The organism is Lentilactobacillus raoultii, assembly GCF_900411375.1.
In the GTDB taxonomy this organism is placed as follows: domain Bacteria; phylum Bacillota; class Bacilli; order Lactobacillales; family Lactobacillaceae; genus Lentilactobacillus; species Lentilactobacillus raoultii.
Genome location: NZ_LS422994.1, coordinates 18342 through 30040 on the forward strand (window position 1 = coordinate 18342; position 11699 = coordinate 30040).

Genomic DNA, 11699 nt, shown 5'->3' on the forward strand with positions numbered 1-11699 from the left:
CTCATTAAGATAGATTGAAAGGTGGTTACTATTCGATTAAGAAGTTTAAATAGAAAGTCCATTAGTCGATTGAACTTGGTTTGGCTACTAACGGTCTTAATGTGGCTAAAAATGTTCTTAGCCTATTTGATGGACTTTTCATTAGGTGTTAAAGGATTCTATCAATGGTTAATTTTATTGAGTAATCCAGTAGCGGGGACGCTATTGATAATGAGCTTGAGCCTTTACATAAAGCGACCAATGATTTTTAAAATAACGGCCCTGTTGCTTGATGCGGCTAACACGCTTTTACTGTACGTCAATGTGATTTATTTTCGCGAATTTTCGGATTTTGTAACGCTGAATACGGTATTGGGTTATTCGAAAATTTCAAATGGTTTGGGAATGAGTTCGTTGGCCCTCACCGAGCCGCATGATCTTTTTTATTGGTTGGATCTCGTCATACTGGGTGGCGTTTTGCTAACTAATTTAGTTAAAGTTTCGCCTGATCCAGTCCCAATGAAGGCAGCTTTTGCGGTATCTTCATTGGCAGTTTGCTTGGTGGGGTTGAATTTGACGATGAGTGAACTTGATCGACCACAGCTTCTCTCTCGAACCTTTGATCGAAAGTATTTAGTGAAGTATTTGGGAATTGACGGCTTTTCAACTGACAATTTATTTCAAACAGCTCACACTAGTGAAATTCGCGCAAAAGCTAATCGATCACGCTTGAGTGGCATTAAAGAATTTGTTGATCGACATCAGGCAAAGGCCAATCCAGCCTACTTTGGTTTGGCAAAAGGTAAAAACGTGATTGTGATTCATTTGGAAAGCTTCCAGCAGTTCTTGATTGGCGATAAAGTTGAAGGCCAAACAGTGACCCCGTTCTTGAATCGATTATTTCATAGTCGCCAAACGATATCTTATGATAATTTTTTTCATCAAGTTGGTGAAGGCAAAACCAGTGATGCAGAAAATATGCTGGAAGATGGGACTTTTGGGTTGCCGGAGGGATCTTTGTTTACCCAATTGGGCGATACGCAGACCTTTCAAAGTGCCCCGGCCATTCTAGGACAGAATCAGCACTATACGTCGGCCGTCTTTCATGGCGATGTCCCGAGCTTTTGGAATCGAAATAACGTTTATAAAAACATGGGGTATCAATATTTCTTCTCAGCTAATGATTTTGATACAGCAGGTGATCGCTCGATTGGTTATGGGTTAAAGGACAAACTATTGTTTAAAGACTCAATTAAGTATCTCCAGCATCTGCAGCAGCCCTTCTACGTTAAGTACATTACTTTGACTAATCATTTTCCATTTGATTTGGATTCTCAGGACACAAACTTTAAAACGCCTAATACAGGTGATGCAGTGGTCAATAACTATTTCAAAACGGCTCATTATTTAGATCAGTCTGTGCACGAATTCTTCAGATTTTTAAAGAAGTCGGGTTTAAGCTCAAATACCATGGTGGTTTTGTATGGTGACCACTATGGCTTGTCCAATCAAGAAAATTTAGCCTTGAGCAAAACTTTCTCGCAGGATCCTAAACATTTTAAAAAGCTTTTTGGTAAACATGGCTGGCAGCATTGGAGTAATTGGGACAATGCCCAATTACAACGGGTCCCGTTAATGATTCATTTGCCGAAGTATCATCGTGGTCACGTTAGCCATCAATACGGAGGTGAAATTGATGTGCTGCCAACCATTCTTCACTTATTAGGAATTAAAACGACTTCCTATATGCAGTTTGGAACTGATTTACTATCGCCGGCTCACAGTCAGGTGGTCTCGTTTCGAAATCGTGATTTTGTGACGCCGACTTTTAGTCAAATTGGTAACGTTATTTACGATCAATCTGGCACACCGATTACACCTCAAGGCAAGCAATTAACCCGGGTTAAACGAGCTCGCCGCTTAGCTCATCAGCGACTGGATAATTCCGATGTGTTGAATAGCGAAAATTTACTGCGGTTTAATCATCCAAACGGCTTTAAAGCAGTTAACCCGGCTCATTATCACTACACAAACCAGTTGAAACAGGAATTACGACTTGAAAAACGCTCGGGCCATCGTTCCACTTCTTTGGCAAGCAAATGGCATCGGTCACTAATCGCGCTTTATCATACCGATGCCCCAGAAGCGGGTCGTGCTGATCAATAACCATGATTTTAATAGGTGATAAATGATGATTCAAATTTCATTTGAAAATGATTTTTCGCAACCACTTAATGGCATTGCCAAGTGGTTGTTTTTTGTCGAAAATGGTCGATATATTATTTTGGTAACAAAAATGATAATCAGGTAACATTCTTTAAAATGTAATGATTACCATTGACCAAACAGCTTGATTCCGATAGGCTGTTTTAGGAAGGAGGTTTCGGGTATAACAAAATAAAAGTTAGGAGTGGTTAATATTTTAGAAGTTCACAATGTCAGCGTGGCTTATCAGCGGCATCAAAAGGTCCTTTCAAATGTGTCGTTTTCGCTTCCCAAAGGAACGATTAGCGGCATTATCGGACCGAATGGTGCTGGTAAATCAACCCTGTTAAACGCAATTCTCAATATCATTCCCCATACTGGCAGTGCGACTTTTGACAATGTCGATTTAAGTAGGATGGCAAAAAGAATTGCTTACGTGGCTCAGAAAAGCCAGATTGATCTTCAATTTCCAATTACGGTTGAACAAACAATTTCATTGGGCTTACAGCCACGGCTGCGATTGTTTCAACGGTTGGGGAAGCGGCAATTCCGACCAGAAATTGAAGAAATTCTTGCTAAAATTCAAATGGCTGATTTTGCTGATCGCCAAATCAGCCAATTATCAGGTGGTCAATTGCAGCGCGTGATGATTGGCCGATGCATGATTCAACAAGCTGATTTAATTTTGTTGGATGAGCCCTTTTCTGGTATTGATGCCAGAAGTGAAGCAACAATTATGGCGCTCTTACAAGAATTAAAGCAATCCGGCAAGACCATTTTAATGGTTCACCATGATTTGAATAAAGTGCAGGATTACTTCGATCATCTCGTTATCATTAAGCAGGCCCTGGTTGCGGCAGGTAGCACACACGAAACGTTCACACCTGAAAATATGCAACAGGCTTATGGGTTGCCGATTATAACGAAGGAGGAAACGCCGCATGCTTGAAAACTTTTTAAATGGCCTGATGACTTTTCACTTTTTGCAAAATGCGTTGATCACGTCAGTCACGATTGGGGTAGTTGCAGGCACCATTGGCAGTTTTATTATTTTAAGAGGGATGTCATTAATGGGCGATGCAATTTCTCATGCAGTGTTGCCAGGTGTCGCCATTTCATTTATGCTAAGTATTCATCCACTATTGGGGGCTGCAGCTTTCGGTATTATGGCCTCGTTTTTAATTACGCTGATTCGTCAAAATAGCGTCATTAAAAGTGACACGGCAATTGGCATTACTTTCAGTACTTTTTTGGCACTTGGTGTCATTTTGATTGCGTTAGTTCCCACGACTACAAATCTATTTCATATTTTGTTTGGCAATGTGCTTGCCGTTCAAGATACGGATATGTATTTGACCATCGGCATTTCGGTGATCGTCTTGCTACTGGTGAGTCTATTTTTTAAGGAATTGTTGTTGACGTCTTTTGATCCAATAATGGCAAAAGCGTTGGGAATGCACGTCAATTTTTATCATTATCTATTAATGGTTTTACTCACTTTGGTGGCCGTTGTTTCAATGCAAAGTGTTGGAACTATCTTAATTGTTGCCTTGTTGATTACACCGGCAGCAACTGCTTATTTATTTGTTAACACGCTTAAAAAGATGATGATCGTTTCGGCAACTCTTGGCGGTGTGACATCCGTGATTGGTCTGTTCCTAGGTTACAATTTGAACATTGCGGTTGGTTCATGCATCGTCATTGTCGGTGCGTTAATCTTTGCAGTTAGTTTTCCATTTTCACCAAAACAAAGCTTATTTTTCAGGAGGAAGATCCAACATGAAGAAAAGATCAATTCTTAGTTTGGCATTTATTTTGGCGTTAGGTGTTTTTCTAACGGCATGTGGTCAGTCCAACAAACAATCATCACCAGCATCATCCCATTCAAGCTCGACCAAAAAAGTTTCAGTTGTGGCAACTGACACCATTATTGGCGACATTGCAAAAAATGTGGCCAAGGATCATGCAAAGGTTCACGTCATTGTGCCGACAGGTCAGGATCCACATGAATATGATCCGTTGCCTGATGATGTTTCAGCAACTGCTAAGGCTGATTTAATTTTTTACAACGGCATTAATTTGGAAAATGCTAAGAATGCTTGGTTCACAAAAATGCAAAATAATATTGGTGAAGCAGCCAAGAAAAAATCGTACGCCGTTAGTGACGGTGTTGACGTGATTCATCTGAAAGGGAAAAAAGAAAAGGGTAAACAAGATCCTCACGCTTGGCTCAATTTAGAAAACGGCATCATTTATGCTAAAAACATTGCAAAGCAATTGATCCGAAAAGATCCAAAAAACAAATCAGATTACCAACGTAATTTGAAACAGTATACTCAGAAATTACACAAGTTAGATGTTGAAGCGAAGCACAAATTCAACCAAATTCCTGCAAATAAGAAATTGATTGTTACCAGTGAGGGTTGCTTCAAATACTTCAGCAAAGCATATCATATCCCATCAGCTTATATTTGGGAAATTAATACAGAAGTTGAAGGATCACCGGATCAAATCAGTACGCTGGTCCAGAAGTTAAAGAAAACCAAGGTTCCGTCACTGTTTGTTGAAAGCAGTGTTAATGCCAAACCGATGAAAACAATCGCCAAAGATACCGGCATTCCGATTCACGCCACGCTTTTCACCGATTCAATTGCTAAGAAAGGGCAGGTTGGTGACAGCTATTATAGTATGATGAAGTGGAATTTGAACAAAATTGCTGAGGGCTTGTCAAAATAGATTCGGCAATTTTAGCTGGCTAGAATTAGGCATATAAAAAGCACTGCCACTCGTAATTGGGTGCAGTGCTTTTTACCATCACAGTTATGATTGATTAAACTAAATTTTTATTATAAACGTAATTCATCAATGAACGAGTTTCTGTAAATTCGTTTTGATCATGAAGGACAACCGTAATGATTCGATCATGACCAGCTTTACGACCGGTGCCGACAAAGCAGTAACCTGCCAGCGGGGTATAACCGGTTTTAAGACCATCAACATTTAACGACTTCTGATAGTACTTACGACCAGGCAGCAAATTGTTGTAGTTGTACAACTTTTGACCGTCCAACGTCATTGAGCCGATAGAAGCATCCTTTAGAACATCGTTGTAGTCGTTGATGAAGTGACGGGCAATTTGGGCAACGTCAGCAGCTGAAACCATGTTGGCGTTAGCGCCGCCAATGTTGTAACCAAACGGCTTCAAACTGTCCTGTTCCATTCCTGAAGCGGAAACAAATGACGTGTTATCCAAGTTCCAGGTTTTGGCTTGGCTATTCATCATTGAAATGAATTTCTTATTGTAGGTAGGAGTGGCACCACCGGCTACCCATTGCCCTAAAGCGATTGCCGCGTTGTTTGAGGATTCAATCAAAGCAGCTAAATATAGATCACGAACCGTGTATGAATTCTTAGTAAATTTAAAGCCACCATAATCTTTATCTTTACCCAGCTTCTTAAGACCGGCATTACTTGTATTGACTTTAGAAGTCCAGGAACCGCCACCGTTACTGATCTTTTGACGGACCAGATATAAAGTCATTAATTTAGAGATGGAAGCAATTGGCCGGGGTGTATTGGCATTTTTTGACCAAACGACCCCATTGGTATTCACGTCCAACGCAACGGCTCCCTGAGCATATTTGAGGCCGAATGGTGCTTTACCTGGTGTCAGGTAATTGTGCCAAACAATTCCAGAAACGTTGCCGGAACCATTTTTCACTTGATAGTAGAGGGCTTTTGAACCGCCGCTCTTTTGTAAAGTGACTTTTTTAGTTGCATACCAGGTGGTATACGGGTACCCCTTTAACGTTGCCACTTTTTTGGTATGTGACGTGTTCCAGACGACGCCTGCAGAAGATTTCTTGTGATATGGGGCCTTCTTCATCGAAGCGGTTGAAACTGTCTTGTATGTAGCAGCTGCCGCTTCAACCTGATTGGATTGAGATGAAAGTCCAAACCCAATTCCAAAAGTAAGTGCTGTTGCACAGGAAATAATAACTGTGCGCAACCATTTATTCATTTTCATTTTACATTCTCCTCCCAGCTTCTGTTTCAAATTGTACCATGTTGTGAGGAATCTGCTCAATGTTTTAATGGATTTGTAACCGATTTGTATGGGCTGTGTCAATTATTTTTTCTGAATTTAATCCTGGTAATTTGAGAATGGTAATTTGGCTGTTAAAGTAATCCTCGGGAAAAATTATCAACTTTCATTCTGAAAGAACTGGACAGAATACTGGTCATCAGTTATACTGTAAAAAGTAACCATTACTATTAACACTTGGTGAAATAATTGAATCCTCTTCCGGTTTTTCAAACAATTCGCAAATCACATCTTTCATCTGCTTTCAATGAATGATTGTTCTTTCTGTACATTTTTAACCGGCAAGTCTCGAAGGGGATCGTTATTTTGCCAAGTGTTTTTTGATATTGGAGGCTTTAAAAACTTTGTTAGTTGATCGAAAACAGCTTCTAAAGGTCTGGTTGAGGCGCCTATTAATGTTTTTCAGTGTGGCCATTTTGGGTGGCATTTTTACCCATTATGACGCTGGCCTCTATCAACAACCGATTGCAGTTGTCACAAAAGTCCATTCGCAAAAGAAGCAAGTGCAGACAGATCAGTTCCAAAATCGCGATTATTCTCAGTCTCAGAAGCTTTGGCTAAAAGTTTTAAATGGCCATGATCGTGGTCGAACATTGACAACCCACAATCTGACTTCTGGCTCCAACGCTTCGGATCTTAAATATCGGGTTGGTCAACAAGTCTTTGTACATATTCAAGGGACTCACTCAATTAAACGCGTGTTGATTTTAGATTTAAAACGGGATGCGGTCAGTTTTCAGGTCGCGTGGCTGGTGATCTTTTGCTTGATTATCGTAATGGCCAAATCCGGTACGCTGGCGCTTTTAAGTGTCTTAGTTAATGCCGGGCTCTTTTTGTTAGCCATTAAGATTGATATTTTAACGGATGCTGATCAGGCATTGGCCCTTTATTGTGCAGTGACACTTTTTCTGCTGGCGATAACGACCCTGTTGATTTACAGATGGTCACTAAAAACGATCAGTGTTTTTATGTCATCTGCCGCAGCAATCTTTTTGGCTTTATTGCTGGCAATGGGGGTGTTGGCCGTGACTCACAGTCGAGGCTTGAAATTTGAAACGATGAGTTATGTGACGCAAACGCGAATGCCGCTTTACCTGGCTGAAACCGTGCTGGGAATTCTTGGGGCGGTGATGGACGTTTCCGGCGATATTACGATCAGCTTGTTTGAGATGCAGGCCAAAGGGATGAAGTTGACGTATCAACAATTCTATCGGATTGGCTGTCAGGTGGGGTGTTCAGTGATGGGACCCTTAACGACTATTTTATTTCTGATTTTCACAGCCAGTATGTTACCATTAATGATTTTGTATCTTCGAAATGGCAATAATTTAGGTTACAGCATTTCAATGGTGATGTCATTAGGCATCTTCCAGAGTTTAACCAGCGGGGTTGGAATTGCATTGGCAGTTCCAATTAGCAGTGCCTTTTCTAGCTGGCTGCTGAAAAGGCAGGTGAGACTCAAGTGACCTCAATTACGCTAATGGGAATTGTGTTGCTGATCGTGATGATGATTGCCGGTGGGCTTCAAGGGATTAAAGCTTTTTTGAGTGTTGGCTTTAATTTAGTCATGATGTTCTTAATTATTCGGCTTTTATCAATGGATTTTCCGTTTCTCTGGGTAACTTTGATTGGCGCTGCCGTTATCCTTAGTATGACCATTTACTTGGGGGTGAGTGACGCAACAGTTGCGGATGCGTCATTTATCAGTGCCGGATTAGTGGCCTTAATACTGGTCATTTTAATTATCCCGGTTTACCAGTGGGCTCAGGTTCAGGGATTTGGCGAAGAGAATACGTCAGAATTAGAGAGCATGTCATTACTGATTGGCATGAAATTTATTCATCTATCGATGGCTACTGCAATTTTGAGCAGTTTGGGAGCAGTGGGTGAGGCCGCTGTTTCAGTCGCGTCCGGCTTAAAGAAGACCCAGACAGCCTATACGCAATTATCGGATCGACAATTTTTTTCTGTCGGGATGGCGGTTGGTCGTCAAATGCTTTCAACGGCACTTAATACGTTGTTTTTCGGTTTCTTCGGCGGCTTTCTGGCGCTATTTATCTGGTTCTTGCGATTGGATTACTCATTCGGTCAGTTAATCAACAATAAAATTTTTGTGGCTGAATTTCTGCTAATACTGATCTCAATTCTGGGGGTCGTTTTAGTGATTCCCTTAACCGTGTGGGTGATGATGTTGAAACGACGAACAAAAGCACAATGATCTCGATAAAATCCGAGGCCATTGTGCTTTTGCTTTTTTGTTTGATTAGCAATTGATTAATGCAATTTGGAAAAACTATTTAACGCTGGCGGCCATTTGAACCGCAGTGTCGATATCAGCACCCTTGAGTGTATAGACGCTTTGGCCATCCTGCCAACTGATGGTTTGATCACGAGTATGGTCATTGGCACCATGAACGTTAAATTCAATTGCACCGTACTTTTGTGGTGCGGGCAACATGTATTGGTCAAACAAGCTTACTGCGTGAATAGCGGTCTTCTTTGGCGTGGTGTTATTGACAACACTACCGTGGACAGCAATTGACCAGTGACCCTCGTTCCAAGAGATGTAGCGTTGGCCACCACCGGCATTTTCGTAACCGGTAATTTGACTGCTTAATTTAACTTTAGGCAATCCCTTATTAGTTGAAGCCTGTGAGTAGTCGATGGCACTAGCTGCCTGACTGGTAGAAGAATAAGTTTTCTTCTGGAAGGTCGCATAGGGCGTTTCATTTTTGACAGCACTGGCATTTAAATCTAATGCCTGATTGCCAACACTATAGTAAATAGTGTAATCGTTTTGGTTTCCGGAATACCGGATATTTAAGTGAGCGTCTTGTGAACTTAGGCCATCATCAGTGGGCAACTTTACGTTACCGAGCTTTTGCTGGAGCTGATCGGTTAGCGTGCCAATTCTGGAACTAGTTGCTGGTGTCTGACTCGATGAACTGCTGCTTTGAGCAGTCGAACTACTTTGTTCACTATTACTGCTGGACTGAGCTTGACTGGTCGCTGAAGATGATGACTGGTCGCTGCTGGAATTCTGCATGTCGGTTTTGGATGATTTAGACACTTTGGAGCCGTTATCCTGACTTCCCTGACTTTGTTTATTGGAATTGCAGCCACTAAGACCACCAACCACCAAAAGTAAACCAGCCGCTAAGCCGATTAATTTTTTGTGACGCATAAAAGATCCTCCTTAATTAGCTTGGTGACTAAGCTGAATTGCTAAATTAGCTTGATCGCTTGCCACTTGGTAAACACGATTGTTTGCCTGCCATTTGACGGTATTTGCTAACTCTGACTCATTATTGGAGTATAACACGATCGCGCCATGATTAACATCCTTGCTTGGCAATGGTGATTGCTTAATTTGGCTGGCCACTTGACTGGCAAACGAGGTTGGATTAGGCCCGCCGGCCGCTTCAGACGGTGTGACGGTTGTGATCGACCAATTTCCCTGATTCCAATGAGTATAAACGTGGCCAAGTGTTCCTTGAGAAGTGGCCGAGTGACCATTTTTAAGTTTATCCGCCGTGCCATCCTGCTGACCAAGATAGTCTAACGCGTTGCTTGCTGATTGAGCATCGTCAAAAGTTTGCTTTTCAAATGTTGCGTGACGGTTATTGTTTGAATCATTATAATCAAGTTGATAATCTTTAGGATTCGAATTAGTAACAGAAGCTGTGAGCTGGGTGCCGTCTACCGTTAACGATTGGGGCGCTGGCGTTTGTTGCGCAGAACTAATCCCGATATTGGCGTGGAAAACAGTTTTGTCAGCAACCGCATAGCCGCCAAAGGCCAAGGAAGCGGTACCGGCAACGGCAATGAGTGACGTCATGATTTTCTTTTTAATTTGCATGTCGATAAACCTCCTTATTCGCTGACATAAGTGCGATTAGCCGTAATGTACTGACCAGATGTGGTGGTGAAGTAGTAGGAACCGCTGGACCGCTTTGTGACAGATTGAACGCTGACCGTGCTGCCGGCACTTAGCGCTTTGACGCGGTTAGCTTTAGAGAACGTTTTTGAATCATAGAGATAGATTTTCTTCTTAGTGGTGACACGTTTAGCCGTATTAAGTGCATGGTAATACTTTGGTGTTGAAGACGAAGCGACAGCAGTGTCAGCCAAAGCAGTGCTTGCGGTGCTGGTGCCGGTCCACCATGAAACTGGATGGGTGACAACTTTGCTGTTGTCAACATATTTTCCAAGTGCTGCTAAATAATGTTTGTTAGTGTATTGCCAGAGGTCGGTTGTAATAGTTGGTTTAGCCGAGTAATTGGCGATCCATTGTGCATCAAAGTTCTTGCGGGCACTACCGGCATATTGAGTCGCAAATGACTGGTAAGAGTAAAATACTAACTTTTTCTTAGTTAATGAACGCATTTCGTTATACCAAGCTAAAACGGCTGATTTGGAAGAGCCGGATTTAACGTTATTTTGTTCGTAATCCAATACATAAAACTTAGCGTTCTTGTTTGAACGGTTATAAAAGTTTTTAGCTTCGGTTCGTGCACTTGACGGGCTGGTGAACATGGCATAGTCATATTCGCCGAATGGAATTCCGTATTTAACGTACAAGGCAGTGTTAATTAGTAGCGTATTTATCGACGTAGCTGCTGCCATATTGTCGTCGATTAATTATAAACGAAACTTGATTTTTTAAATTTTGTGCTTGAAGATTGCTAAGCTTACCCTGCCATTCCGAAACATCAGGGATGGCGGCAGCTGCTTGAGTCTTAGTGGTCGTGGCGCCAAAAATTCCTAAACTGACACCGAGCGTCGCTAAACAGTAGGCAATTTTTCTTTTTATCATGTTGGTCCTCACTTTTATGTAAGTTTTTATATTCTGGAAAATAACTTCAATATATAAACTAAGGCAAACAGTGCATTATAGCAAGCTTTCATCACCTGGCAAATCTTAATATTACATGGCTGAAAACGGTAATTTCAACCTTTAAGCATTTTTTTATCAAAATGATTACCATTTAATGACATTAGTCATTGACTATTAAAAGGCCAAACTTCAATGACCTCAGTGGCTGTTGCAAAATATTTTCTTTAAAAATGCAACTTTTAATTGGGCATCTTAGCTTAATATGATGGTGAGAAATTGGTTGATGATTAGGCGCTCTGAAAGTTCCCTAAAATCACTCAACTCACAAAAAAGACCATGCGCTAAAGGCATCGTCTTGATTTAGTGGTCCATATTAGTCCTGGATAATCTCTAAAAAAATAAAAAGAGGCCGTTGACCTGATCAAATTAATGATTTGGGCAGCGGTTTTTTTCACCCAATGGGTGAAAAAATGACTCCGATCTGTTAAATTAAATTTACCAGAAAAAACCAACAAAAGGAGTCCTCTCTAATGACTTTATCGAAAATTCCGTTACAATTCAACTCTAAAATTG

The 11699-nt window shown here is 41.2% G+C and carries 9 protein-coding genes and 1 pseudogene; 6 read left to right on the forward strand and 4 right to left on the reverse strand.

What is annotated here, in order from left to right; genetic code table 11:
- Positions 1-21: 21 nt before the first annotated feature.
- The 4 genes from ED605_RS11155 (at position 22) to ED605_RS11170 (ending at position 4920) form a co-directional block, all read left to right on the forward strand.
- Complete coding sequence (locus ED605_RS11155) at positions 22-2145, forward strand: LTA synthase family protein (RefSeq protein ID WP_225419116.1); 2124 nt, start codon at positions 22-24, stop codon at positions 2143-2145.
- A gap of 253 nt (positions 2146-2398) precedes the next feature.
- Complete coding sequence (locus ED605_RS11160; protein ID WP_121978980.1) at positions 2399-3133, forward strand: metal ABC transporter ATP-binding protein; 735 nt, start codon at positions 2399-2401, stop codon at positions 3131-3133.
- Positions 3126-3986, forward strand: coding sequence for a metal ABC transporter permease (locus ED605_RS11165; protein ID WP_121978970.1), 861 nt, complete (start codon positions 3126-3128; stop codon positions 3984-3986). The genes ED605_RS11160 and ED605_RS11165 overlap by 8 nt, the downstream gene beginning before the upstream one ends.
- Complete coding sequence (locus ED605_RS11170; protein ID WP_121978971.1) at positions 3964-4920, forward strand: metal ABC transporter substrate-binding protein; 957 nt, start codon at positions 3964-3966, stop codon at positions 4918-4920. Before ED605_RS11165 ends, ED605_RS11170 begins: the two co-directional genes overlap by 23 nt.
- 94 nt (positions 4921-5014) lie before the next feature.
- Here ED605_RS11170 and ED605_RS11175 read toward each other — a convergent pair whose 3' ends face one another.
- Positions 5015-6211, reverse strand: a complete 1197-nt coding sequence (locus ED605_RS11175) for a D-alanyl-D-alanine carboxypeptidase family protein (RefSeq protein WP_162919800.1) — start codon at positions 6209-6211, stop codon at positions 5015-5017.
- Between the two features lie 422 nt (positions 6212-6633).
- Between ED605_RS11175 and ED605_RS11180 the strand changes: the two genes are divergently transcribed.
- Together ED605_RS11180 and ED605_RS11185 are read left to right on the forward strand one after the other, a co-directional pair.
- Positions 6634-7755 (forward strand): YibE/F family protein, encoded by a 1122-nt coding sequence (locus ED605_RS11180; protein WP_121978973.1) that lies wholly within the window; start codon positions 6634-6636, stop codon positions 7753-7755.
- On the forward strand, positions 7752-8507 hold the full coding sequence (locus ED605_RS11185; protein ID WP_121978974.1) for a YibE/F family protein: 756 nt from the start codon (positions 7752-7754) through the stop codon (positions 8505-8507). Before ED605_RS11180 ends, ED605_RS11185 begins: the two co-directional genes overlap by 4 nt.
- Positions 8508-8582: 75 nt before the next feature.
- Here the strand turns inward: ED605_RS11185 and ED605_RS11190 are convergent, their stop codons facing one another.
- The 3 genes and pseudogenes from ED605_RS11190 to ED605_RS11200 form a co-directional block, all read right to left on the reverse strand.
- Positions 8583-9473 carry a hypothetical protein gene (locus tag ED605_RS11190; protein ID WP_121978975.1) on the reverse strand — a complete coding sequence of 297 codons (891 nt, stop codon included), beginning with the start codon at positions 9471-9473 and terminating at the stop codon, positions 8583-8585.
- Positions 9474-9485: 12 nt separating this feature from the next.
- Entirely contained in the window at positions 9486-10148 is a 663-nt protein-coding gene (locus ED605_RS11195; protein ID WP_121978976.1) for a hypothetical protein, read from the reverse strand.
- A 14-nt stretch (positions 10149-10162) separates the two neighbouring features.
- Positions 10163-11105, reverse strand: a pseudogene (locus tag ED605_RS11200) (GH25 family lysozyme).
- Positions 11106-11699: the final 594 nt, after the last annotated feature.

Bases quoted from the DNA above. Each gene is read 5' to 3' on its own strand.
- ED605_RS11165 (WP_121978970.1), top strand. From the start codon at position 3,126: ATGCTTGAAAACTTTTTAAATGGCCTGATGACTTTTCACTTTTTGCAA.
- ED605_RS11170 (WP_121978971.1), top strand. From the start codon at position 3,964: ATGAAGAAAAGATCAATTCTTAGTTTGGCATTTATTTTGGCGTTAGGT.
- ED605_RS11175 (WP_162919800.1), bottom strand. From the start codon at position 6,211: ATGAAAATGAATAAATGGTTGCGCACAGTTATTATTTCCTGTGCAACA.
- ED605_RS11190 (WP_121978975.1), bottom strand. From the start codon at position 9,473: ATGCGTCACAAAAAATTAATCGGCTTAGCGGCTGGTTTACTTTTGGTG.
- ED605_RS11195 (WP_121978976.1), bottom strand. From the start codon at position 10,148: ATGCAAATTAAAAAGAAAATCATGACGTCACTCATTGCCGTTGCCGGT.